The following is a 22359-nucleotide window of genomic DNA, read 5'->3' on the forward strand; positions in this document are numbered from 1 at the left end:
TGATGAATACATTATAAAAACAAAATATTTATCCACTAGGGGGGCCTCTTATAGGCTGAGATCAAATGTGATTTTGAGACTCTTAGTACCTGATCTGGTTAATGCCAGCGTAGGGAAGTGGGAAAGACGTTGCTATTTAATGAGTAAATAAATACTGTCGATTTCACTTTCTTTATGCCTGTAAAGAAAGTTTTTTTATTTTACAGCTTTAATAATTGTGGATAAATACTTATATTTTATACATTATTGGAGGGATTTAAATGACTTTTTCACAATCATTACGTAAAGAAGTAGATTCAATTTGGGAAGCGAGTTTTAACCATCCTTTTGTAAAAAAACTTGGTGAAGGAACGTTAGATTTAGCTAGTTTTCGCTATTATGTGCTTCAAGATTCATATTATTTGAGTCATTTTGCTAGAGTACAAACATTAGGAGCTGCAAAAGCTCTTGAATTAGAAACGACAGCTCGTATGGCACACCATGCCCAAAATACATATGAGGCGGAATTATCATTACATGAGAATTTTGCGAAGAAATTAGGGATAACAAAAGAAGAAAAAGATAATTTTATCCCTGCTCCAACTGCATACGCATATACTTCACATATGTATCGTGCTGCGTACGAAGGACATTTAGGCGATATCATTGCAGCAATTTTACCTTGCTATTGGTTGTATTATGAAATTGGCGAACGCTTAAAAGAGTGCCAGCCGGAAGAGCCAATTTATAACGAATGGATTTCTGCTTATGGATCTGATTGGTTCCGTACGCTAGTTGAAGAACAAATTACACGTTTAGATACTATCGCTGAAAAAGTAACAGAGGCAGACCGCAAACGTATGAAACAGCATTTTATTATTAGCAGTCAATATGAATATTCATTTTGGGAAATGGCTTATACATTAGAAAAGTGGCCAGTGGATACAGACGTAAAAGACGTAATTGGATAAAGAATAGAAGTAATGTTATAGATAGGTATGGATCATACCTATCTATATATTTTTTCTTGTCAAATTTGCGTAAAGTCATTAGTGCTACGGATATGGCGAAATAGAATATCGATAATTTAGCTCATTTACTTGTCTACGCATTAACTGGATAAACTTCTGTCACATTTATTTTACAATCAAAGAACGTAAATGTTGGTGGTATGAAGTTAAATAAGAAAAGAAACCCGAGCTGTTAGCTGTAACGGAGTTGTTTTTTCTTTGCAGGAATTTCTAAATTATCATGGAGTGTTGTTAATACGATATGCAAATATGCATATCGTATTTTTTTTGAGCTCTTTATGTGTTAAAATCAGATATAGAGATATGGAAATATAAAGAAGCAAAAGCAGGAATATCCAATGAATTTTGAGAGGTGTTATATGTTTACAAATAAGAAATTAATTCGATTTGGTTTATCGTTATTTGTATTTTTAGGGATAATTAATTTTACAATCAGCTATTTCCAAACATATCTTGAAACAGCAGCAGATATTAAATGGATAATTCCAGAAATTTGGAAAACCATTTTACTAGATGTTCCTCAAGGGATACTTGTTCTTTTAGGCGCAATTGCTTTATATGATTTCACAAAAGAGGCATCACAAAAAGACGCATCAATCTAAGTGTGTCTTTTTTCTATTAGGAATTTCATAGAGAGTTTTACTGGAGAAATAGAATGAAAAGCCCTAATTAGGGCTTTTTTTGTTGGAATTTCTTATCCGTCATAGAAACCGGTCACTTGGAGGTGTTATAGCGAAAGCCATTTACAGTACAGAAAAATCTAAGCAGCAGACGGAAATATATAGGATATGGCATCATAATTATTGAGAAATTAATTGAACTTAGTAAGTATGAAGATATGACGCTAGAATTCATATTTTTTAATTTTTATTTATCCCGCTATTTGCCGGGCAGTAAGCCCCCCCCCTCAAAATTCAGCGGAAGCAAAGAAGTTAGGTAGGGGATGAACAAAACCCCACTGATTAAAGTTTCACTTTATAAAAATGAGCCCATAGTAAAAATAGGTATATGAACAAGGTGCATCATCTAGTGATAAGTCATACTTTGTTGGTGTACGTATTGAACTTAGTTTATAGCGCTATTTCTACTTAGATGTAACGAACAGGAATATAGGGAAGTATCGATGAGGTTGTATTTTATAAACGGAGGTTATGAAAATGAATCAGTTTCAACAAGAACTACAAGCTTTAAGCCTTAATGATTACCGGTCTGGAAATATTGTCTATTGGGACCAGCAAAACCAATATCCATATTACTATATTGAAGATGCTGCTCGTCGCTGTGGCGGTTGTGGTCGTTGTGGCGGTTGTGGTGGAGGTCGTTGTGGCGGCTTCCGTTGTGGTGGCTTCCGTTGTATTGGTTGCTTCGGTTGTTTTGGTTGCGGAGGCTGTGGCGGTTGTGGCGGCTGTGGTGGTTGCTCTAACTGTTTTGATGGTTTTACTGATACTACCGGTACTATTGTAACGTATGAATATTGATAACATCTATCTTGCTAGTTGCGGGCAGTAACATCCCCAAAAAAATTCAGCGAGAGCAAAGAGAAGTTAGGTGGCGGACTGCCCATAAAAGCCCGATTGGTGAGAGCTGATTAAAGTTTCACTTTAGCAATTAAAAAACATTAGTTATATGTACGTGCCGACAAAGAATATAGCCATTATTAATGGATATATTCAATCATTCAAGTGAAAAAGTAACAATAAGATATATAGATGTAATCAAGATGTGATGGATAAAGCAATGACTAGATTTAAAATCTAATCATTGTTTTTTTCTTATGGTTTTATCATTAAATATCTGTCTAGTTTGGGCATTGCTTCCTTCTAGCTAATGATTTTATTACAACCGTGTAAGGTTAATGTAATGTTAATCGATAGTAAAATAAGTTGCTTAAGTGTATTTTAAATAAGATTAAAAAGTACTGTTTATCTACAAAATAATAGGGTAAATACTATGTAATTAGGAAGTGTATGAATATGGTTGAACTAAAATCTATTTTCCATTCGTATAAACTAAAGAGAAAAATAGCTAAAGATTTATACGGAAAAAGAGATGAATTATCACTGTTATTAAATGAATTTAATAATATGAAATGTACAGTAACATCTGAAAAGAAGAAAAATAATATATTATCTCGTTTGCAACTAATTTATCAAAATATGAAATCGGATAAGCAGTACCCTCTAGCAGTTGCTTTTGATAGTAAATTATTGGAGCGATTAGAAAAAGAATCTCTACATACTATTGAGGAGGGTGTAACATGTCTACATTTAATGTTAGATATGAATTATGAGAAGATAAAACAATATGGTTCGGGTACAAGTAGGTCATTCGTTCCATTATCGCAGTCTTCTATTTGTCTTGCTGATTGTATTTGTTTAACAGGAGTTGTAGTAGGTTTACTAGGAGCAATTTCATTTGGGGGATTACTGTTATCTATATGTTCAATTACATAAAGGTTGATATTTGTAAAAAGGGCACCGAATTAAGGTGTTCTTTTTTGGTTTTTTTGTAAAGTTATTGTAAATGATAAGTACAATGCATTAGGTGTAATGTATAATTCGAATGTATTGAAATAAAAATATTAATAGAGGTGTTATACATGATAATTACTTTGAATTTTTAAAAGAGTCGGTTTGATAATAGTTTATGTAGATAAACAGTTTTTACGTTTCTTTTAAATACTTGGTTTAAATGGATTAGATTAAGTAACTATTGTTCTAGCTTTTTGATAATCAAGACAACTGAAGAAAGGAAGGAATCATTTTATGAAAAAATTAAGGCTGCTAACATTTGAAAATATAGTAGAACCCCTTTTAAATGAAAAGGTATCATTTATATACTTTCCTATTGAATGGCTGGACATCGTAGAGATACATTATAAGACATTTTTATTAACGAGTAAGTTGAAACGTTTGAATGAAAGATTGTATGATATGTTTTCGGATATATTGTTTATTCAGCATAACCCGTACGTATTAAATGAAAATACACCATGGATCGTATCGAAAGAACCTATTAGACAAGAGCAGCTCGATTATATTTTTCAAAGTTGGTATGAGATTATTCATGATTGGAAACCAAATAGATTAGTAGAACCACCAAAATATGAATGGCAATCCGATTTGATTTCTAATTTGCCAGTACTACATGATAATGAAACGTATTCTAAGTGGGTGCCCGCTTTAATCTCACATATTTTTTGTGAGCGTCCTATATATTTAGAAAATACAAATGAAGAAGAAATCTATTTTTCCCCTCTTAGATCACAAAATATTTGTGAGGCGATGTCTGGGCCGATAAAAGATGAAAAAACACAAGATTTTTTCTCCTATGTATATCGATTCGAATGCATAACCCGCGGTGGTGAGAACGCTCCATTATTAAATATTTCAATAGGAATTCGGAGATTTTATCAAGAATATAAGATGATAGGTCAAACAAACCTTGATATGACAACGTTTGTTTGACTTTTTTTGATAAAATGCAAACATTTTGCAAACATAGGTTATCCAAAGATACTTTTACCGAAGTTTTTAACTGCTTCTTCCTGCATATTCGGTAAAACATGAGAATAGACACTTAATGTCATTGAAATATCTGTATGACCCAATCGCTCACTGATGATTTTAGGGTTAACTCCTTGTTTCAATAGTAGAGTTGCGTGTGTATGTCTTAAATCATGGAATTTAATTTCTTTTATACCTACTTTGTGTGTCATCCTAATGAAACTTTTTCTGAAATGTGCTCTTTTTATGATTCTTCCAAACTCATTACAATTTATTAAATCTTGATCTAGATAAGCAGAACCAAACCTTAATTTCTCTTTATTGATTAAAATTTTATGTTTTTTTAAGGCCGCTATTGTTTCATTAGGTACAGGAATTGTGCGTTTTGACGAATTTGTTTTTGCAGTTTTTTTGATCTTATTGTCATGACCAGATGTTTGATTTATTGTAACAGTATGTTTTTCAAAATCAATGTCCTGCCATCGTAAACCTAGAACTTCTCCTAGACGCATACCTGTAGTTATTGCAAGTAGATACCCAATGTGATATCGTGATTCTTGTGAATGAGCTAAAAACTTTTTTACTTCTTCCTCTGTCCAAGTCTGGATAGGGGTTTTTTCTTTTTTAGGTATCTCAGCAAAATCTGCTGGATTTCGAGAAATAATATTTTGTTTTACGGCTAGGTTTAAAGCGCTCTTTAAAATTCTATGCATAAGCAGAATAGAATTGTTTGCAATCCCTTTATCTATCGCAGTCTTATAACATTTTTGAATGTGTATAACATTTAATTTATGGAGCGCAACCATTCCTATACTAGGTATAACATGTTGGTTGATAAATGCCTTATAACCAGCAAAGGTACTCTTTTCTATGCTCATACTTTTAATTTCTAGCCAATGATTTAGATAATCTTTTAACGTAACTTTAGATGGTTCTATAAAAGTTCCTTCATTCAACTCTGTAATCTTCTTTGCCACATCGGCCTGTGCTTCTTTTTTTGTCTTATATCCAGAAAACCATTTCTGTCTTCTTTTTCCTGTCTCTGGATCAGGACCGATATCAATAACGATGCAATATTTATTTCCTCTTTTTCGAATATGTCCTTTCACTTAAAACACTCCTTCATTTTGTTTTGAATCATGTTGTATAAGTCTGGTTGTAATTTTGCTGCTATGAAAATTACATGTTTGGACATATCAGCGATGGGTATATTTTACCATATATGAGCAAATTCAGTTATAGGATATGATTTTCATCCATTGTAAAAAATAGTAAAATATTTATAGAATTAGATAAAGGGGGAGAAAAGACTATAAAAGAATTCACAAATGACCCTGGCGGGCACAAAGTAAGTGATTCTGGTGGCTGGAAGGAAGAATTAGACCCAGGAACAGGCATATAGTACATAAGTGGAGCTTAACGGCTCTTTTTTTATTGTAGAAAAAAAAGCCGTTAAGCTCCCTTGAGAAACGTTGATATATAACGATTTTAAAACTTTCTCAATAAGAATCAGATAACTACACGACTGAATTTTGGAAAAAATGTGATATTATGAAAATAATAAAATAAACGGACGTGAAAAAGACCTACGACTGTGCAAGTGGTGCTCGCAACACCCTTACACCGTCCTCCCTAAACGCGCTAGGGAAAACACTTGTCATAAGTCTCAAACATAATTATAACACACAACCTAGATATAATGGCACGTTTTCCTGTAAATATAAGACATCTAGGGTAACGTGTCTTTTTTGTCCATAAGGAGGGCAAGGATTGTGCAAGTTTTATTGGATTTAAATGACATGCAGGAGTGTCTAAAATCAAACGGTTATACAAATCGTAAATTGGCAACACGTTTTAAAGTAACGCATACAACAGTAAATAGTTATTTTAAGAAGCAAAGTAAATTTGATTTTATGCACTTGGTTGATGCGCTGAAGCTATATAAGCCTAAAAATGTTGATTTTAGAAGGGAATGCATCAAAGAGTGTATACCTACACTATCACATAAAAATTTGAAATTAGCATTAGAAGTGTTAGATATGTTTGGAGAATATGATCTTCAAGACCTAGTAATTCAACGAATAATGAGTTTTAAAACTAATAAAAATAAAAGCGAAGAAGAAAAGAAAAAAAGTAATTCAAAAACTGTGAGGATAAATTTAAATTTGGTTCCGTTATACAAAACATTAAGAGAAAGGAGTGAAAGTACAACTACTCCTAAGAGGTTCTTTGAGAAAGTTGAGAAGATGAGAAAAAATCAAAAATACTCAGATAACGAGCTGGTAATAATATCTGTTTTAAATACAATTTACTCTTTTTTTGATTTAGGTAATTATAAGATGGTTAATGAACATATTCAGCAATTATTGCCGGACATCTTGGGAATTAAATGTCATACATTAAGGGATTCTCTTTTATTAAGAATAAAAGAAATGGAAGTTTTCGTTGCACTTCACGAAAATAAATTAAACGAATCGCGTGAATTCTGTTTTGAAATTATAAATGATCAAAGTAATTGCTATGTCAGTACAAAGGCAGTAGCATATTGTAAAATTGGAGAAAGTTATGTTTTCTCTGATTATCAAAATGCTAAAGAGTACATGGAGAAATCATTAAATATAATTGGCGTTCCAGTGAATAAAAAATTAGAAGTAAGAAGAGAAAAAGTACTTAATACACTATTATTTTTAAGAATATATCATGAAAAAGATTTACATACCATTAACCCAGAAAATCTAGATTATGCTGAAAAAGCATTCTTATATGTAAAGCTAGGTGAAAAGCAAAAAGCGATTAAAATTTTACAAGCTTTACAAAATACAAATGGATATCTTAGTAGTTTTCAATTGTACTATATGGGGCTTGCGGTCGGAGGAGAAGAAGGGAAGAAATACCTAGAAATGTCCATAGAAAGTTTTTCTAAATCAGGTGATTATTTCTATGTATTCCTACCAAAGACAGCATTGAAATGTTATAATTGAATTATACAAAAAGGGTGGTGAAACGCTTGAAAAATAAGCTTGTGAAAATAGTTTTAACTATTACTACTGTAGCTTGTCTTTCTATTACAGCTTTTCAGGTGACGGAAAAAGATAAGGTGCAAAGTGCTAAAGGACAAAAAACAACTTTATATATGATTGATCCAGGCCCAGGAGGCGGTTAATTAATATAATATTAGAAATGACACTATCAAATTGATAGTGTCATTTCTGCTTTATAGGGAATGGAAACATTTTGACTGAAACGACAAAAACTTTCCACTTTAAGACGGTTAATATATAAAACAGGATGTAAGGGGAGAATTAAGGATGACGAAAGAGGAAATTGTAATCCTATTTTTAGATACTGTGAAAGAATGTGCACCAGATCAATTAGAAGAATATATAGCAGAAATTAAAAAAATAGCCGTTCCTAATTAGGGGGCTATTTTTCTGTTTTATTATGGTGTTTGTTAAGAGCTTGAGCGATAGCTAGCATTTGTTCTAACGCCATATCTTCTTTATCCTTTGGTAGCGGTTCTAGCCATTCCATGATTTCCTTGAATTTTTTATATTTATCATCACTAGAGTCGTCACCTTTATTTTCTCCGTACAAATAATTTACAGGTACATTAAATCTCTTCGCTATCTTTTCTATAGTTTCACGACTTGGGAATGCTTTTCCATTTTCAAACTTTGAAACAGTCCCCTTAGTTAGATCCACTTCTTTCCCGAATTGTTCTTGATTCATTTTGTTATCTATTCGAATTTGTTTAATTCTATCCTTCATTTCCATACTTAAATACTCCCCTTTTTACGATATATCGTAAATTACATTAATTACATTATAAAGTTTCCTAGCAAGAAACGTAAAGAGTTAAAAAAGTTTCCTTCTATGAAATTTTTTATAAAAAACACTTGAAGTTTCACGTGATGAAACTTATAATGAGTTTGTAAGCATCAGAAGGGAGTGATCAGATGCAAAATCAAAAACAACTAACGGCACTTCAAAAAGCTTTTGAAGATTCTGGTCTTAAATATCATGAATTAGCTAATATGGTTGGTATATCAAAGTCTTACTGCTATAAAATTATTAATTATAATCTAAGAGTTTATTATGATGTAGCTGTTAAAATATCAAATGTTTTAGGTAAAGAAAGCGACATTCTATTTAATGAACAAGAAAAAAATTTTGAACACAAAGTTTCATTCAGTGAAACGAAAGGGGGTGAAAAAAATGAGCCAATTACAAGTTTTGCAACATCCAGTAAGTGAGTTTGTTTTTATGGCAGGGAATCAAGTTGTTCATGATAGTGGAAAGAAACTTTTCGCAGCAGCTTGGAGAGACGTAAAATCAGTGTTTGCAGTAAACAGTTATTGCAACATTTTACAGAAAGATTTCAATGAGGAGATATCATACATAAAAGCATGGCGACCAAGATTAGTATGATTATCCATCGTTAATATAATTTTGGAAGGAGAAAAAAGAAATGGGATTAGATCAAATCATTAAAGAATCAATCCGAGAAGTTGTTCGAGAGGAGATACAAGCTGCTTTAGCGCAGTTCCAACAACAATCACAACCAAACAAAGTAATGAGGGTGAAAGAAGCAGCGGATTATCTCAATATCGCTGTTTGTAGAATGTATGAATTAGCAAGTCATCCACAGTTTCCAGTGATTAGGGAAGGGCGCAAATTACTTTTCCTACAAAAGGATTTAGAAGCTTGGCTTGAAACACAAAAGGAGGTGATCTAGTGGAAGATACGACATCGTTAGTTATATTCGCAATGTTTATCGCGTGCAGCGCATTGTTACTTTACATTACTTATGAACCAATAAAACAGTGGGCTTGGAGTGACGTAAAACAAAATAAAAAGACCCATGGCAGTGGGTCCTTTAAGAAAAAACAGTTGTTATAAGTATATCACGGAAAGTAGGGGAATAGTACATGCGTTTAACTGAATATCAAGTGCTATTACCTAATAAGTTTTGGAACTTAGCAAAGAGCAAGGATGAATTAAAGCAAATGATTGACCAGTATTTCAAGGCTGGTTATCCGCATTATGAAATTCAACGAATTATCAAAAGTGGACAAGCATATGTGGCGGTTTGTACAAGGAGGTAAATAAATGGCAACATTTCGAGTTAATAAAAGTAAAAATTACACAACCATTAATAATACAGGTCTTCGAGATGAACGTTTAAGTTGGAAAGCAAAAGGGATATTGGCTTACATTTTATCGTTACCAGATGATTGGGTGTTTTACATGGAGGAAATATCTACTCATGCGAAAGATGGAATTGATAGTTTAAGGGTAGGAATGAAAGAACTAAAAAAATTCGGTTATGTTAGAAGGTTTCCTGTAAAAAACGAAAAGGGAAAGATAACTAACTGGGAGACAATTATTTATGAAATTCCACAAGTGGAGAATCCACATATGGAAAAACCACAAATGGAAGTTCCATTTATGGAAAATCCAACGCTACTAAGTACTAATAAACAAAATACTAATATACAAAGTAGTAGTAGCATCTTCTCTTTCTACGAAAATAATTTCGGTATTTTAAATTCATTCATAGCCGAAAGTATTTCAAAATGGGTAAACGATACAAGCGAAGAACTTGTACAAGCAGCTATGGAGCGTGCTTTGAAACAGCAGAAGAAATGGAATTATGCTGAAGGGATTTTAAAACAGTGGGTTAACAAAAACATTCGTACTTTAGCTGATGTAAATGCAGCAGAAATAGAGTTTAAGAACAAAGGTGAAAAAGGAGCGAATAGATATGGCAACACCAATGAAAAAACTGGCGGAATCCCTGGAATCGAAGGTGAATTACCATTCTGATCAATGTATGAATCACTCCTATGTAATAGGTGGACAAACAATCATTAAGCCAATTCAAATGATTATTTATCAAGGAAAACCTGTTTGCCCAAGATGTGTAGTTGAGCAAAACGATAAGGTTTTGGAAGAACAAGCTAACGCTCATTATAAGAAGATTAGCCGTTTGCAGAAATTCAACATGCTGGAAAAAGCTAGTGTTATTACAAATAAGAAAATTCCTCTTTCAAGATTATCTGATTACAGAACCGGATGTGATGAAACGATTAGTCACAAGAAAGCTGTAGAAGAAACCTTGGAGGATTTAAAGAACGGAGAAATAAGAAAAGTTGTATTTACAGGAAATCAAGGGACGGCAAAAAGTTTCCTAGCATACAGCATGCTTCATGAATTAAATCAATATTTTTGGGATGTCAGTCAAAAAGAAGAAAATTATCATCTTATGAAAAGTTGCTTGTACGTCGAATTAGAAGCAATAACAAGAATGATTATGGATTCTTTTGATGATAAGAGCAGTAAATATACACTTCAATATTTCGTTCAATTAATTGGACAAGCTGATTTTGTAGTATTAGATGATCTTGGGGCAGAAAGTGGTTCAACGGATTCAAATAGACAGGCATCTGATTTCATACAACGCCTGTTATATGCGGTATCAAATGCTAGACAGGGAATGAGTACATTTACCACAACAAACTTTACTGGAAAAAAACTTTTTAATAAATACGATGCTAAGACCGTTAGTCGTTTATTTGGTGATTCAAAGGTATTGAAATTTACGACAGCTGATCAAAGGCTTGCAAACTTAGCTTTCTAATAAGGAGGAATAAGCATGTGTGTATTATGTCATGATACAGGAATTATTCGTAAAGAAACTTATCCAGGTGTGATTGAAACGAGCGGTTGTAATTGTGAAGTGGCAATACAGCAGCAAGAAGAAAACGATAAGCGTTGGCAAGCATGGTTAGTGAAATTCGAATCAATGAAACAAGAGCTGCAACGGAATCAACAACAAAAAGTTAGCTAACAAGAAAAAGGGGGATTTCAGTCGTATGAAGCCTACGAAAGTTGAAATCGATGTTACTGATAATAAAATTTATGTGGTCAAAAATGGCGAGGTCACGCCACTGAATCCTCCAGTAACAGGATTCGGGGAACAAGTAATTACTTGGCAAGGTGGAAAAGTTGATCGTGTTTCAACTACGATCACGGAAAAAATTAAATAACTGGGGATGCGATTATGAAGCAATTAACTATTGATGACGTTATAGGGAGTTTCCATTACAACGCTATAAGCACCAGTGAAAAGTTTTTGAATCCAAGCTTTGAAGTACATTTTTACGATAAAGAGGAACGGCAAAAGATGGATTGCTTTGATGTTAGGAATGAAGCTGAAGCTTGGGATGCAACATTAGAAGAGTATGGGAAAGGTATTCAGAAGATTAGGATAACTTATTCAAATCGTACTAGGGCACAATTTTTGGCACTTGATTAGGAGGGAGAATGATGGCGGCTTTAAATCGTTGGTTAACCGATGAAGAATATGCAAGAGCTTTATCTAATGGAATTAGTAGAAAGACGCTACATTATCGTGTTTATGAAGCGGAATGGGATTTAGAAGAAGCAGTAACAGCACCACCAGGAAGCGTAAGACATAACAAGTTTGAGGGAGTGCACACGAAATGGCGTAGAATCGCTGAGGCGAATGGTATAAACGCAGCTACATTTTACAGTAGATTAAATAGCGGTTGGGGATATCAAGAGGCCTCTACGAAACCAGCTATAAAAAGAAAAGGTTTGGGAAAAGTGTGGTTAGAACGAGCTAAGCACAATGGAATTGGCTATAGCACGTTTATGACAAGAGTAATCACTAGAAAGTGGGATATAGAAAAGGCTGTAACAACACCAGTAATTAGGACTGGAAAAAATGCCTCAGTACGATTCGAGAAATCGATTGTGAGAAACTGAAGGAATTAAAAAAAGGGGTTGGAGATAATGAAGGAAGTAATCAAGGAATATATAAATCAATTGCAACAATCAGCGCTAGAAAACAGAAAGGAATCAGATAAAGCGTATGATGCTGGAGATTTAGGTTTATCAGGTTACTATCGTGGTCAATGGATTGCGAATGAGGGAACAGCAATTGCATTAGAGACTATCATGATGCGAAACACATTGATATTCGGTATAGATGAGGCTCAAGAAAGGGTTGGAAAATTAACTAAAAAACTTGTGGAAGCTAAAGAAGTAGCTAATGAATTAGCTTCCACTAAAGTTTATATTCAAGATACTAGAAAGAAGGAACTTGACCAATATATTGAAGAATTACGGATTGATTTCATAAAAACTTTTCATCACGAGCCCGAAGGATTCTATCTGGTAGCGGAAGGACAGAATGGACGTTGCCAGATATCTTTATCGAGAAGACGAAATTTTTCCGAGAAGTAATAACTTCTAAAGTGTTATCTCCAACCACTACATCATTTGGATCGTTAAAGTGGAAAAATAAAGTGCCTCTTAAAGATGTATATGGGGGAATATCCAATACAGGTTGTAAACATTTATCGTCTATAAAAAATATCGTTTGGTGTTCAGTTCCGCTTGATAAAACACCATTATGTATCGTGTCTCTGGGTTGTGTTGTAGCGCAATAGCGATCACCAGGTTTGCTATAAGAGTTAAAAGTTCGTTTATTGTTTAAAGTAAACTCTATTATCGAAATAGGCAAGGCGCTTTTGTTAGTAATAATAACATCAATAATTGCTCTAAAATCACTTTGCCAATATACATCAGGCGTGTCTAAATCAATTCTATCAGGTCTCATTATGCTAGCTAAAGAATTATTGCCAATTTGCTGACATGTAATATTTGCTTTATTTCTTTGAAAGTTAGCAAATGTAATGATAAAGGTCACTAAGGAAATCAAAAATGTTGCAATTGGGATTATATTCAGTTTTAGAAATTCTATTAATTGAGTTATATCTCCAGTATTAATGATAATCACCTCCTTTTATACTCATTATACGATATAGGAGGACGGTATAGGTGATTAGTTACTGTAATCAAATTTGAATTTTGTATAAAAATTAAAGAAGCCTATACCTCAATATAGTATAGGCCGAGGGACTAAAATTAATCTGTTATCAATTTCGAATAGATATTTAAATCGATAAGCTTCCCAGCTGATATTTCGCTTTTTCTTAGAGTCCCTTCAAAAGTGAATTGTAATTTTTGTAATACTTTTATGGAGTTCAGATTTTCAGGTTCAACTTTTGCTTCGACACGATTTAGTTTCAAATGTGTAAAAGCGTAATCTAATAGAGCAGAACTCGCTTCAGGGGCATAACCTTTGCCCCAAAATGCTTTCGAAACATCATAGCCAATCTCAGTCTTTAAATTTTCGAAATCTAAGGAATTATAACCGCATGAACCGATGATTTGATTAGATTCTTTCTCAATAATAGTAAAACGCATAGCTTTATTATTTTGAGTTAGTTCACTGAGAAAATGAATCATATCTTTCGCTTGGTTTTCATCAGTGAAATTACTTATATTCATGAATTTTGTAACGTCAGGATCAGACCATATTCTAAATAAGCTTAATGAATCTGATTCTTTCATTTGTCTTAAATGCAATCTTTGTGTGTGTAGTTCTGTAATCAATACTTTTACCTCCATTATGTTGTTGTGATAGGTAGATTAAAAATATTGATATCTGCGCATAATTCAGTCCCTTCTGGATTAGTTAACTCTTATTATACAAAAAATTACTAAATTGAACAAAAGCGTTATTTTAGTTGGGTATTATGAGGTTTCATTTGAAAGGAACATCCCAATGATAATAAAGAGCACTATAAATCAGTGCTCTTTTTATCAGAAATTGCTAAGTCCTTAAAAATAAAACCATTACGGACAATTTACAATGGTGATAGTCACGTTAGCCATTGTTCCAGGAGAATCAAGAAGTGAAGCGGTAACGGTTACTGTTCCAGGCCCATCAGCTGCTAGAAATACAGCTGTAAAGTTACCAGAAGCATTGGTAATGACAGCAAGAGGAACCATAAAAGCAAGAGAAGGGTTACTAAATGAAAAACTGACTACTACTCCTGGAGTAGGATTACCGTTTACTAATACTTGACCCGAAAAAAATAAAGTATTATTTCCTTGAGTAGATACACATGCTGTGGTGTCGTTAGAAGTCAAGGTAATAGATGCAGGACCAGCAGGAAGATTAAATCCAGTAGGTCCGGTGTTGCCAGTAGGCCCAGTACTTCCGGTAGGTCCAGTAGACCCAGTAGACCCAGTAGACCCAGTAGACCCAGTAGGCCCGGTAGGTCCAGTAGATCCAGTAGGTCCGGTGTTGCCAGTAGGCCCGGTACTTCCGGTAGGTCCAGTAGATCCGGTGTTGCCAGTAGGCCCAGTAACACCCGTTGAACCAGTGGGACCGGTAGGGAATTGAAAGGGTTGCATAGGTGGGAGTGTAGGTCCAATCGAGCCGGGATTTAGTGCAGGGGAGGATAAAAACTCGTCCAATATAATTCACCTCTGAAAAATTAGTATTACTAATATTAAATGCAATGATAGGGAAAAGTGAAATGGACAAGCGGTTGTATTTTATAAATTTAACAAAATAGTTATTTGAGAGAAAAATAATTATTTCAAATGTTGTAATTGCGATTCAGCCATTCCCGCACCAATAATAGCACCAATAATTAATGCACAAGCAATTAAAATACCTAAAATTATCAAAATAGCAAAAGTGATTTTTTTCGCTGTATCTCCTTTCGGAGCAAAAATAGCTAAAACAATTGAGATAGATAGTATAAAAATACCAGTTAAAGAACCGAAGTGTATATATCTAGAAAATGAACCGAAAAATAAGAATGCAGTTAAAAACATTGAAATGAAACCAAAGTATTTTCTCATTGTTTTAGCCTTTCTTGAAAAAATGAATTATACAGATTATACCATTATTAAAGTGAATTGAAGTTGAATTTAAACAAAATCGTTATTTGATTAAAAAGAAAAAAGAGCACATGTTGATATGTACTCTATGCTAATCATTTTAATATCTATTCAATTGTTTCTTTTGTATCAGGTGTATCAAATTTATCAGTCAATTTAAAGATTGCTTCTAAAAGAATTGTAGATAAAATCGCAAAGATTAATACAGCATGTGGTGATAATTGCACTGCTGTGAAATTAAGTTTTGCTAGCCAAAAATATCCGACATACATTGTCAGGAAGGTACTAACAATTGAAATTGTAAATCCTAAGAAACCTAATTCTTTTAACTTTTCTTCAGATAATTTAAATACGCGTAATAAGAAAGAGAAGATGATTCCAACTATGAAAAATCCAATACATAAAGTCAATAGTGACATTATACTTGGGTATTCAACGTCATCAGGCATCCATTGTTTCATTCCTACAATTATGGCTGTAGGGAGCACGATAGGCATTAATAGTGGCGATACTATTAGAAAAATTGCCAATACTCTATTGATGTTGTTTTGATTATTCATAAAGCCTCCAAAAATAATTTAAAAATAATATCCTAGTGGATTCTAACACAGAAGTGTTAGTAAAGCCACAGTTAAAAAAGTGAATTTAAACAAAAACGCTATTTTAGTAGAAAAGGAGGGTTGCTTGTGATTAACCAAATTCACAACATGGATTGCTTAGAGGGAATGAAATTACTGCAGGATAAATCAGTAGACATGATTTTATGCGATTTACCTTATGGAGTTACGCAAAATAAGTGGGATGTGGTCATTCCTTTTAATGAATTATGGCAGCAATACGAACGGATTATTAAAGATAGTGGAGCAATAGTTTTAACTGCTGCACAGCCATTTTCAGCACAGTTAATAGTGAGTAACCCTAAATTGTTTAGATATGAATGGATTTGGGAGAAAACAGCAGCTACAGGTCATTTAAATGCAAAGAAGATGCCGATGAGAGCCCATGAAAGTATTTTAGTTTTTTACAAGAAACTCCCGACATATAACCCTATAAAAACAACGGGACATGCTCCAGTAAATTCATATACAAAGCATCAAGACGATGGAAGTAATTACGGAAAAACGAAGGTTGGTATTAGTGGCGGAGGCAGTACAGAACGTTATCCAAGGAGTGTGCAGCGCTTTTCAACAGATAAGCAGAAAGAAGCTATACATCCAACTCAAAAGCCAGTTGCCCTTTTTGAATATCTGATTAAGACCTACACCAATGAAGGTGAAACGGTCCTAGATAATTGTATTGGATCAGGAACAACTGCAGTAGCTGCTCTAAATACAAATCGTAATTTTATAGGTTTTGAAATTTCAAAAGAATATTGTGTGGCAGCTAATGAACGGATTAATAATTTGCAACAGGTATTACAGGTGATTTAATACAAAAATTTCATTTTATAGAAATAAGGAAACTAAAAAGAGCACCATGCATCAGTGCTCTTTAAGATAGGAGGTAACACTTTGAGCTGGATGGTTAGGTTAAAAGTATATGATGTAGAAAAGGAATAAGACCTACATTTTATTATTAACTCAATATAAAAGAGCAATTAGCTTTTGCTAATTGCTCGGCCCAAGGTAATAGACATAGAGTGGGTATTAGTAAAATTGGCTATTCACGAGCCTGTTTACAGTGTAACCAAGATTATTAAATGTATTCCCTCTTTAAAAACCTTATTCAAACAGTGTTATTTAAAGAGGGAGTGGAGTAATGAAAAAGAATACTTTCCCTTTATACATAAAATGATTTTTTAATTCTCAATATTATATGAGTGTTAAGACAAAAATGTGTAATTAAAAGAGCAGCTAGCAAAAGCTAACTGCTCCAATCATGGAAAAACTGTAGAAACGGGTTTTCTACACTATTGACGGAATATGGGGTTTTATTTAGTGGGGTACTTAAATATTTTCGTTTAAAATTAATCCATATCCTACAAATAAAATAAGTGCTAAAAACACAAATAATGACAATATTAGTAGAACCATAACTTTCCAATTTTTTATCTTAGAGAATCCTATCAAACTAAGAAAATAAGCTCCTGTTGTAAAGACTAGTAAAATAAATAAAAGATAAAAATATACTGTATCCATAATGGATTCATTCATGTTATGTGGCGATACCTCGAGATATAAAAAGAATAAACCGATACAAATGATTGAAAAAATCCAGGACCATAACTTTATATTTTGTTTCATGTTTTCTCCTTTGTTATTAAAAAGTTTTATTATTTTATTTTAATAAAGATTAAAGGAAAAAGAAATAGCAGATGAATTGTAAGAATGTTTTTAACAAAATAATCCTTTTAAAGTAAAACAAACAGAATATAGTCCGGCTAGAAAACTAGAGGACACCAATTCATTAAAGCAGCAATTAAAGCTGTTTTAGGAATAGGTGTCCTTTTTATTTTGAAAAGGGAGATGGGGAAATGAGGGTGTTAAAGGATCAGTTACATGAATGGAAAAATCAATCCAAGCAAGGAAAGAAGAAAAATAAGAAAAAACCAAAAGAGAAATTAAGTACTCGTGAAATTGAGGATTTAATGGGGATGCATAGACCTTGTTACGAACGAAGACGTGGAGCAATAAGACAAAAGTAATCTAAAAATAAAAAGGAGTGGTCTTACATGACTAAACAATTATCTTTCTTACCAAAAATTGATAGAACAGCGACACAAGAGGAATTAGAAGGTGTGTTGGAAAGCGTACGTATACATAGACAATTTGGGATGATGCGTAAAGAAATGAAAGTCACTCCTTCTTATGAAATACGTGAGCACGGTTCTACACATACAGTTGGTAAGCCATTAGAAGATGTTGCTATAGCAAATATTCAACAAAGTAAACGAGAAGAGTGGCTTGAAAGAATGTCAGTACGTATTGATCAGTTTCTAAATCGATTAGGAAACGGACGTGCAGGAAGTATACAAAGAGATATTATTTATAAACGTTATTTAGAAGAAGAGGACGTATGTGATTACATGGTTTATAACGCAATAGGGATGTCAGAGCGTACTTATCGACGTTGGAAGTCTAAAGCGTTTTATAAACTTGCTTTTGCGCTTGGATTAGAAGTTTACGAGACAGAAGAAACGGGAGGGAATGAATAATGAATTTCGTTCAGCCAATACGTGATCCAGAGCTAATACAACAAATTAAAGAGTATTTAAGGGAAAAGAGTGAACGGAATTATATTTTGTTTGTAATAGGAATCAATACTGGTCTACGTATTAGTGACATTTTAAAACTGAAGGTTGGAGATTTAAAAGGAAGTCATATCACAATGCGTGAAATGAAGACCGGTAAACAGAAACGTATTCAAGTTACTGTAGCGTTAAGAAGAGAGTTAAAGTGGTACATTGAAGATATGGAAGATCATGAGTATTTAATTAAGAGTAGGCAAGGAAAGAATAGACCAATAGGAAGAAGTATGGCTTATAAAATACTTAGTACCACAGCAGCTGAGTTTGGCTTAGACGAGATTGGAACGCATACACTACGTAAGACATTCGGATATCATATGTACATGCAGACAAAGAATATAGCATTGCTAATGGAGATATTCAATCATTCAAGCGAACGGGTAACATTAAGATATATAGGAGTAAACCAAGACGCAATGGATAAAGCAATGACTAGGTTTAAAATCTAATCATTGCTTTTTTCTTTTTAATTTTTGTTCCATATATAAATAGATAAGGAATGAGCTTTTTGGGCTATCAATAATGATAGATTAGGTTAATTTTACACGTATACGAAATTTATCACTATTCGTCATGAACCTTTATTTATGGTATTTTTATATGTATTTACTCATAAGAATGAAACTAGCTTAGTATTTACTGGGGGGATTAAGAATGCATAGAGATGAAACCTCATTACATCCTGATACGGGTGTTACATCTGTAATGTTTGTTGAACGCTCATTAAATGAGATTCGTTTTTGGTCTAGAATTATGAAGGAGCATTCTTTTTTTCTTCGATTAGGGTTTAGATGTGAGGATACTCAACTAATCGAAGAGGCCAATCAATTTTACCGATTGTTTGAACATATCGAACAAATAGCGTATTCTTATACAAATGAAACGGATCCTGGGCAAATACAAAGATTTAATTCAGAAGTACAACAAGCAGCAACTAATATTTGGGGATTTAAACGAAAAATTCTAGGATTAATTCTCACATGTAAATTGCCAGGACAAAATAATTTTCCACTGTTAGTCGATCATACAAGTAGGGAAGCTAATTATTTTAGAAACCGTTTAATCCAATTGAATGAAGGTAAATTAGATGCCCTTCCAGATGCTATCATTAAAGAAAATGTTTTCTTTTTAAGGATTATGGCAGACCATGCTAAATTTATTGGTCATCTTCTTGATCCATCGGAAAGAAAGCTTGTAGATACGGCCCGGAATTTTAGCAATGATTTTGATGAATTAATGTATCAAGCAATTGACTTAGAATCTATGAAACCACAATCCCAAACAGTCCCTCTTTTAGATCAATTTTTAGATCAAAATCGTGTGTCGGTTGCATCTCTTCGGGATTTTAAGAAAACAGCACGTGATTTAATTGAGCAATGCAAAATAAAGAGTATCATCCATCCATTATTAGCAGATCATGTCTTCCGTGAGGCTGATAGGTTTCTTGAAATAATTGATATGTTTGATGCTCATCTTACGAATATTAAATCATAATCTAAATAGTCTGCTTAATTTCAAATAAGAATAAACTCCGTTATTTAATATATAACTAGGTTAAATTTCAATATGAATTTTCAAAAATACAAATAAATAAAGGCTGCCACATATTATTGATGGATAATATGTGGCAGCCTTTATTTATTTGCACTGTATTTAAAAAAATGAAGGGTTTTGGCCTAATATACGTTTTAACTGCATACAGTTCCTCATTTTTATTGTGTTGTGTAACTCAAAAGAGTGGGTATTATAAAGCTATGAATAGCAAGGGATTCAGCGACAGGGGCAGTTACACACAATATAAGATATGGGTAAGTGAATATAATGTGAAATCAAGATATAATAGGATTTAGAGGTGAATATTCAAATGGATTATGAGAAGTTAGTAATAGGTGTTGTTGGGGTAATAATAGGTGCGATATTAAATCATTTTTTAAATCAGATAAGAGAAAGGCGTGGCAGGGAATATAAGAATAAGGAGATAGTTTTAAAAGAAGTCTATGCTCCTTTATATAAGATATTATCGCAGGATAAAAGTTACATTTCAGGTTATAAAGGACCGGGAAAGTTAGGTGAAATAGAAAATATTATACATAGCAATAGTGAATTTGTAGACTCTAAATTAAGAGGAATTGTTGAAGCTACAAAAGCTGGGGTTCGTTTTATGGATGTAACATCAGGGGATTATAGTGGTCTTAAAGCAGGATATGATTTTGAAGAACTATTTTGCTATGTATATTCAAAGTATAATAGTTTGAGAAAAGAATTAGGGTTGCCATACGATAAATAACTAAGTATAAAACAATAATGTATAGAAAAAAGTGGCAGAGTCGTGACCGCTTTTTGGCAGTAAATGTGCCGGTTGTTTTGAAATCAATGTGATATATTTGTATTGTGAGTAGTGGCGGAAAAACATTGCTTGCAAAATTCCTCTGAAAATGGATCGTCATGACCGGTGGCGATGGTTGCAGATTGGATGAATAGTTGTTTCTTTTTTTCACATTCAATTGCAATTTACGTTGTGTAAACGGAGAAGGGCTTTTGCTCTTCTTTCAATTACTTAATTATTGTTAGAACAGATAAATTTAAACAACATTAGGTGATTGGAAGAAGAATAAAACTTCATTTACCGTAATTGAAATACAAATTAATACTTAATGAAAAATCATCCATTCGGGTGCTTTATTTTGTAGGATATCCTTCTTTTCTGTCGAATAGATAGAATGGGGAAGGAGGGGTAACAGTGAACAATCGTGGGAATGCAATTAAGCAAATAAATGAGTTTATCAGCTCGAAAAATGAAAAAGTAATGTTAATTAGAGGGACACACCAATATGCAAAGCATTCTTTGGTGTTAGAATTACTTGAACAAAGTAAGAATTTGAAAACAGGCGTATTCAGAGTTACAACATTTCAAAACGTTCCGTTGTTTTTGAATCAAGCAGGATACGATGTTCCAATGAATAAAACAATAACTTCTGGAAAACCATATCAGCTGAAAAATAAAATAATCTATTTTGATTCATTACCGACTAAATCAACATGGGGAAGAACACCTTCTGAATTAGATTTCGCTATAGTTTATCCAATGGATTCATTCTGTGATAAGAAAAATGAAGCTAAAGAAGAGCTTATGCGTGATATTCTCGAATGGAAAAATATAAAGAAGGTTTTCATCGTTTCATGGACGGACGTCAGATGGAATTATGAATGGTTAAAACCATATGTTGATAGATCGATAGTATTTGATGCTGAAGAAGAGAATCCAGAATATCACAAGAATGTACTTAAATGATTAAAGCATCCAAAACGGGTGCTTTTTATTTTGTATAATAAATCTAAGGCGATTTGAAAGGGGATGTTCAGGTGAGGAAATTGGATCGTTTTACTAAACCATATTTTGAAATAAGAGGAGAAAAAGAAGTTGGAGTGTATGAAATAGTTAGACATAAAAGTAATGAATCTATTCTGTTCGAAGAAAAATTCAATTCATTAAAAGAAGCTAGGATGTTTATTTATCAATATGCTCATAATAATTTAGAATGGTTAAATGTAAACAGTGATATAAGTGAGTTTAACTTTAAAGATAATAGAGATGAGAAAGACAATAAGTGGCATGATAATGCAATCGAAAAAGTTTATAAAAAGGAATATAAAGACCTTAAAGATTGGAAGAAATAAAAGTAGCAAATTTGCTGCTTTTTTATTTTATAAGAGAACTCTTTGTATGTGTATATTTTGCTTAGGTCGAATTCTAGTTTTGGTTCTTTGTTTTCCATTTGTTTTACCTATATTTCAATCTGAGTTAATA

The 22359-nt window shown here is 33.0% G+C and carries 33 protein-coding genes, 3 pseudogenes and 1 riboswitch; of the genes and pseudogenes, 31 read left to right on the plus strand and 5 right to left on the minus strand.

Going from position 1 to position 22359, the window contains the following annotated elements; all coding sequences use genetic code 11:
- Positions 1-27 precede the first annotated feature (27 nt).
- Positions 28-133, plus strand: a riboswitch (TPP riboswitch).
- 127 nt (positions 134-260) lie between these two features.
- From tenA to DN399_RS12480, 6 genes and pseudogenes are all read left to right on the plus strand, one after another.
- Entirely contained in the window at positions 261-950 is a 690-nt protein-coding gene (gene tenA, locus DN399_RS12455; RefSeq protein WP_000144509.1) for a thiaminase II, read from the plus strand.
- Between the two features lie 398 nt (positions 951-1348).
- The gene (locus DN399_RS12465) at positions 1349-1612 is read left to right on the plus strand and encodes a DUF3937 family protein (protein WP_016122577.1); all 264 of its coding nucleotides are present in this window, start codon (positions 1349-1351) and stop codon (positions 1610-1612) included.
- A gap of 555 nt (positions 1613-2167) precedes the next feature.
- A complete protein-coding gene (locus tag DN399_RS12470) occupies positions 2168-2488 on the plus strand; it encodes a heterocycloanthracin/sonorensin family bacteriocin (RefSeq protein ID WP_001071364.1) in 321 nt (106 codons plus the stop codon).
- A gap of 145 nt (positions 2489-2633) precedes the next feature.
- Positions 2634-2768: pseudogene (locus tag DN399_RS28265) on the plus strand (site-specific integrase); the annotation flags it as partial.
- A 209-nt stretch (positions 2769-2977) separates the two neighbouring features.
- The gene (locus DN399_RS12475; protein ID WP_002024190.1) at positions 2978-3463 is read left to right on the plus strand and encodes a hypothetical protein; all 486 of its coding nucleotides are present in this window, start codon (positions 2978-2980) and stop codon (positions 3461-3463) included.
- Between the two features lie 312 nt (positions 3464-3775).
- Positions 3776-4477: a pPIWI_RE module domain-containing protein gene (locus DN399_RS12480; protein WP_000736205.1), complete on the plus strand. Its 702-nt coding sequence runs from the start codon at positions 3776-3778 to the stop codon at positions 4475-4477.
- A 38-nt stretch (positions 4478-4515) separates the two neighbouring features.
- Here DN399_RS12480 and DN399_RS12485 read toward each other — a convergent pair whose 3' ends face one another.
- Positions 4516-5625, minus strand: a complete 1110-nt coding sequence (locus DN399_RS12485) for a site-specific integrase (RefSeq protein ID WP_000675852.1) — start codon at positions 5623-5625, stop codon at positions 4516-4518.
- A 663-nt stretch (positions 5626-6288) separates the two neighbouring features.
- Between DN399_RS12485 and DN399_RS12490 the strand changes: the two genes are divergently transcribed.
- Together DN399_RS12490 and DN399_RS28080 are read left to right on the plus strand one after the other, a co-directional pair.
- The gene (locus DN399_RS12490; protein ID WP_149149632.1) at positions 6289-7497 is read left to right on the plus strand and encodes an AimR family lysis-lysogeny pheromone receptor; all 1209 of its coding nucleotides are present in this window, start codon (positions 6289-6291) and stop codon (positions 7495-7497) included.
- Positions 7498-7523: 26 nt separating this feature from the next.
- On the plus strand, positions 7524-7679 hold the full coding sequence (locus tag DN399_RS28080; RefSeq protein WP_179953514.1) for a hypothetical protein: 156 nt from the start codon (positions 7524-7526) through the stop codon (positions 7677-7679).
- Positions 7680-7939: 260 nt separating this feature from the next.
- Here the strand turns inward: DN399_RS28080 and DN399_RS12495 are convergent, their stop codons facing one another.
- Positions 7940-8290: a helix-turn-helix transcriptional regulator gene (locus tag DN399_RS12495; protein ID WP_102956497.1), complete on the minus strand. Its 351-nt coding sequence runs from the start codon at positions 8288-8290 to the stop codon at positions 7940-7942.
- A 182-nt stretch (positions 8291-8472) separates the two neighbouring features.
- Here DN399_RS12495 and DN399_RS12500 point away from each other — a divergent pair, with 182 nt between their 5' ends.
- The 12 genes and pseudogenes from DN399_RS12500 to DN399_RS12545 all read left to right on the plus strand — a co-directional run.
- Positions 8473-8769, plus strand: a complete 297-nt coding sequence (locus DN399_RS12500; protein ID WP_149149633.1) for a helix-turn-helix domain-containing protein — start codon at positions 8473-8475, stop codon at positions 8767-8769.
- Complete coding sequence (locus DN399_RS12505) at positions 8732-8944, plus strand: ORF6C domain-containing protein (RefSeq protein ID WP_102956499.1); 213 nt, start codon at positions 8732-8734, stop codon at positions 8942-8944. Before DN399_RS12500 ends, DN399_RS12505 begins: the two co-directional genes overlap by 38 nt.
- A 40-nt stretch (positions 8945-8984) precedes the next feature.
- A complete protein-coding gene (locus tag DN399_RS12510; protein WP_098520263.1) occupies positions 8985-9251 on the plus strand; it encodes a helix-turn-helix domain-containing protein in 267 nt (88 codons plus the stop codon).
- Positions 9251-9415: a hypothetical protein gene (locus DN399_RS28085; protein ID WP_000390298.1), complete on the plus strand. Its 165-nt coding sequence runs from the start codon at positions 9251-9253 to the stop codon at positions 9413-9415. Before DN399_RS12510 ends, DN399_RS28085 begins: the two co-directional genes overlap by 1 nt.
- A 29-nt stretch (positions 9416-9444) precedes the next feature.
- Positions 9445-9621 (plus strand): hypothetical protein, encoded by a 177-nt coding sequence (locus DN399_RS28090; protein WP_102956500.1) that lies wholly within the window; start codon positions 9445-9447, stop codon positions 9619-9621.
- A gap of 4 nt (positions 9622-9625) precedes the next feature.
- Positions 9626-10342, plus strand: a complete 717-nt coding sequence (locus DN399_RS12515; protein ID WP_149149634.1) for a DnaD domain-containing protein — start codon at positions 9626-9628, stop codon at positions 10340-10342.
- On the plus strand, positions 10281-11156 hold the full coding sequence (locus tag DN399_RS12520) for a P-loop NTPase family protein (protein ID WP_149149635.1): 876 nt from the start codon (positions 10281-10283) through the stop codon (positions 11154-11156). Before DN399_RS12515 ends, DN399_RS12520 begins: the two co-directional genes overlap by 62 nt.
- A 15-nt stretch (positions 11157-11171) precedes the next feature.
- Positions 11172-11366: a hypothetical protein gene (locus DN399_RS12525; protein ID WP_016124626.1), complete on the plus strand. Its 195-nt coding sequence runs from the start codon at positions 11172-11174 to the stop codon at positions 11364-11366.
- 25 nt (positions 11367-11391) lie between these two features.
- On the plus strand, positions 11392-11565 hold the full coding sequence (locus tag DN399_RS12530) for a DUF3954 domain-containing protein (protein WP_000805174.1): 174 nt from the start codon (positions 11392-11394) through the stop codon (positions 11563-11565).
- 14 nt (positions 11566-11579) lie between these two features.
- On the plus strand, positions 11580-11834 hold the full coding sequence (locus tag DN399_RS12535; RefSeq protein WP_149149636.1) for a hypothetical protein: 255 nt from the start codon (positions 11580-11582) through the stop codon (positions 11832-11834).
- Between the two features lie 8 nt (positions 11835-11842).
- Positions 11843-12307, plus strand: a complete 465-nt coding sequence (locus tag DN399_RS12540) for a nucleoside permease (protein WP_149149637.1) — start codon at positions 11843-11845, stop codon at positions 12305-12307.
- Between the two features lie 27 nt (positions 12308-12334).
- Positions 12335-12508, plus strand: a pseudogene (locus tag DN399_RS12545) (glyoxalase); the annotation flags it as partial.
- A 963-nt stretch (positions 12509-13471) separates the two neighbouring features.
- On the opposite strand, the gene DN399_RS12560 reads toward DN399_RS12545, so the two are convergent.
- A complete protein-coding gene (locus DN399_RS12560; RefSeq protein ID WP_149149638.1) occupies positions 13472-14002 on the minus strand; it encodes a GNAT family N-acetyltransferase in 531 nt (176 codons plus the stop codon).
- Positions 14003-14261: 259 nt separating this feature from the next.
- On the opposite strand from DN399_RS12560, the gene DN399_RS28395 reads away from it, so the two are divergent.
- Both DN399_RS28395 and DN399_RS28400 read left to right on the plus strand, forming a co-directional pair.
- A complete protein-coding gene (locus DN399_RS28395; protein WP_000237382.1) occupies positions 14262-14477 on the plus strand; it encodes a hypothetical protein in 216 nt (71 codons plus the stop codon).
- Positions 14478-14522: 45 nt separating this feature from the next.
- The gene (locus DN399_RS28400) at positions 14523-14798 is read left to right on the plus strand and encodes a hypothetical protein (RefSeq protein WP_255478123.1); all 276 of its coding nucleotides are present in this window, start codon (positions 14523-14525) and stop codon (positions 14796-14798) included.
- A gap of 17 nt (positions 14799-14815) precedes the next feature.
- Here the strand turns inward: DN399_RS28400 and DN399_RS28650 are convergent.
- Positions 14816-14872: pseudogene (locus tag DN399_RS28650) on the minus strand (exosporium leader peptide-containing protein); the annotation flags it as partial.
- Positions 14873-15050: 178 nt separating this feature from the next.
- Between DN399_RS28650 and DN399_RS28405 the strand changes: the two are divergent.
- Positions 15051-15326, plus strand: coding sequence for a hypothetical protein (locus tag DN399_RS28405; protein WP_254905231.1), 276 nt, complete (start codon positions 15051-15053; stop codon positions 15324-15326).
- Positions 15327-15411: 85 nt separating this feature from the next.
- Here the strand turns inward: DN399_RS28405 and DN399_RS12575 are convergent, their stop codons facing one another.
- Positions 15412-15864, minus strand: coding sequence for an epimerase (locus DN399_RS12575; protein ID WP_149149640.1), 453 nt, complete (start codon positions 15862-15864; stop codon positions 15412-15414).
- Between the two features lie 126 nt (positions 15865-15990).
- Here DN399_RS12575 and DN399_RS12580 point away from each other — a divergent pair, with 126 nt between their 5' ends.
- The 8 genes from DN399_RS12580 to DN399_RS12615 all read left to right on the plus strand — a co-directional run bounded on the left by DN399_RS12580 (position 15991) and on the right by DN399_RS12615 (position 22229).
- Positions 15991-16734, plus strand: coding sequence for a DNA-methyltransferase (locus DN399_RS12580; RefSeq protein ID WP_255478124.1), 744 nt, complete (start codon positions 15991-15993; stop codon positions 16732-16734).
- A gap of 1043 nt (positions 16735-17777) precedes the next feature.
- Positions 17778-17948, plus strand: coding sequence for a hypothetical protein (locus DN399_RS28095; RefSeq protein WP_086385658.1), 171 nt, complete (start codon positions 17778-17780; stop codon positions 17946-17948).
- Between the two features lie 27 nt (positions 17949-17975).
- Complete coding sequence (locus DN399_RS12590; RefSeq protein WP_149149642.1) at positions 17976-18458, plus strand: ArpU family phage packaging/lysis transcriptional regulator; 483 nt, start codon at positions 17976-17978, stop codon at positions 18456-18458.
- Positions 18458-19000: a site-specific integrase gene (locus DN399_RS12595; RefSeq protein WP_149149643.1), complete on the plus strand. Its 543-nt coding sequence runs from the start codon at positions 18458-18460 to the stop codon at positions 18998-19000. The genes DN399_RS12590 and DN399_RS12595 overlap by 1 nt, the downstream gene beginning before the upstream one ends.
- Before the next feature lie 205 nt (positions 19001-19205).
- Positions 19206-20045, plus strand: coding sequence for a DUF2935 domain-containing protein (locus tag DN399_RS12600; protein ID WP_149149644.1), 840 nt, complete (start codon positions 19206-19208; stop codon positions 20043-20045).
- A gap of 370 nt (positions 20046-20415) precedes the next feature.
- The gene (locus DN399_RS12605) at positions 20416-20838 is read left to right on the plus strand and encodes a hypothetical protein (RefSeq protein ID WP_149149645.1); all 423 of its coding nucleotides are present in this window, start codon (positions 20416-20418) and stop codon (positions 20836-20838) included.
- Between the two features lie 453 nt (positions 20839-21291).
- Complete coding sequence (locus DN399_RS12610; protein WP_065845245.1) at positions 21292-21843, plus strand: hypothetical protein; 552 nt, start codon at positions 21292-21294, stop codon at positions 21841-21843.
- Between the two features lie 71 nt (positions 21844-21914).
- The gene (locus DN399_RS12615) at positions 21915-22229 is read left to right on the plus strand and encodes a hypothetical protein (protein ID WP_065845246.1); all 315 of its coding nucleotides are present in this window, start codon (positions 21915-21917) and stop codon (positions 22227-22229) included.
- Positions 22230-22359: the final 130 nt, after the last annotated feature.

It is taken from the genome of Bacillus sp. AR4-2, assembly GCF_008274865.1.
In the GTDB taxonomy this organism is placed as follows: domain Bacteria; phylum Bacillota; class Bacilli; order Bacillales; family Bacillaceae_G; genus Bacillus_A; species Bacillus_A cereus.

Excerpts from the sequence above, each read along its gene's own strand:
- tenA (WP_000144509.1), top strand. The coding sequence starts at position 261 with ATGACTTTTTCACAATCATTACGTAAAGAAGTAGATTCAATTTGGGAA.
- DN399_RS12465 (WP_016122577.1), top strand. The coding sequence starts at position 1,349 with ATGAATTTTGAGAGGTGTTATATGTTTACAAATAAGAAATTAATTCGA.
- DN399_RS12470 (WP_001071364.1), top strand. The coding sequence starts at position 2,168 with ATGAATCAGTTTCAACAAGAACTACAAGCTTTAAGCCTTAATGATTAC.
- DN399_RS12475 (WP_002024190.1), top strand. The coding sequence starts at position 2,978 with ATGAATATGGTTGAACTAAAATCTATTTTCCATTCGTATAAACTAAAG.
- DN399_RS12480 (WP_000736205.1), top strand. The coding sequence starts at position 3,776 with ATGAAAAAATTAAGGCTGCTAACATTTGAAAATATAGTAGAACCCCTT.
- DN399_RS12495 (WP_102956497.1), bottom strand. The coding sequence starts at position 8,290 with ATGGAAATGAAGGATAGAATTAAACAAATTCGAATAGATAACAAAATG.
- DN399_RS12500 (WP_149149633.1), top strand. The coding sequence starts at position 8,473 with ATGCAAAATCAAAAACAACTAACGGCACTTCAAAAAGCTTTTGAAGAT.
- DN399_RS12505 (WP_102956499.1), top strand. The coding sequence starts at position 8,732 with ATGAGCCAATTACAAGTTTTGCAACATCCAGTAAGTGAGTTTGTTTTT.
- DN399_RS12510 (WP_098520263.1), top strand. The coding sequence starts at position 8,985 with ATGGGATTAGATCAAATCATTAAAGAATCAATCCGAGAAGTTGTTCGA.
- DN399_RS28090 (WP_102956500.1), top strand. The coding sequence starts at position 9,445 with ATGCGTTTAACTGAATATCAAGTGCTATTACCTAATAAGTTTTGGAAC.
- DN399_RS12515 (WP_149149634.1), top strand. The coding sequence starts at position 9,626 with ATGGCAACATTTCGAGTTAATAAAAGTAAAAATTACACAACCATTAAT.
- DN399_RS12520 (WP_149149635.1), top strand. The coding sequence starts at position 10,281 with ATGGCAACACCAATGAAAAAACTGGCGGAATCCCTGGAATCGAAGGTG.
- DN399_RS12525 (WP_016124626.1), top strand. The coding sequence starts at position 11,172 with ATGTGTGTATTATGTCATGATACAGGAATTATTCGTAAAGAAACTTAT.
- DN399_RS12530 (WP_000805174.1), top strand. The coding sequence starts at position 11,392 with ATGAAGCCTACGAAAGTTGAAATCGATGTTACTGATAATAAAATTTAT.
- DN399_RS12535 (WP_149149636.1), top strand. The coding sequence starts at position 11,580 with ATGAAGCAATTAACTATTGATGACGTTATAGGGAGTTTCCATTACAAC.
- DN399_RS12540 (WP_149149637.1), top strand. The coding sequence starts at position 11,843 with ATGATGGCGGCTTTAAATCGTTGGTTAACCGATGAAGAATATGCAAGA.
- DN399_RS28395 (WP_000237382.1), top strand. The coding sequence starts at position 14,262 with ATGGTGATAGTCACGTTAGCCATTGTTCCAGGAGAATCAAGAAGTGAA.
- DN399_RS12575 (WP_149149640.1), bottom strand. The coding sequence starts at position 15,864 with ATGAATAATCAAAACAACATCAATAGAGTATTGGCAATTTTTCTAATA.
- DN399_RS28095 (WP_086385658.1), top strand. The coding sequence starts at position 17,778 with ATGAGGGTGTTAAAGGATCAGTTACATGAATGGAAAAATCAATCCAAG.
- DN399_RS12590 (WP_149149642.1), top strand. The coding sequence starts at position 17,976 with ATGACTAAACAATTATCTTTCTTACCAAAAATTGATAGAACAGCGACA.
- DN399_RS12595 (WP_149149643.1), top strand. The coding sequence starts at position 18,458 with ATGAATTTCGTTCAGCCAATACGTGATCCAGAGCTAATACAACAAATT.
- DN399_RS12600 (WP_149149644.1), top strand. The coding sequence starts at position 19,206 with ATGCATAGAGATGAAACCTCATTACATCCTGATACGGGTGTTACATCT.
- DN399_RS12605 (WP_149149645.1), top strand. The coding sequence starts at position 20,416 with ATGGATTATGAGAAGTTAGTAATAGGTGTTGTTGGGGTAATAATAGGT.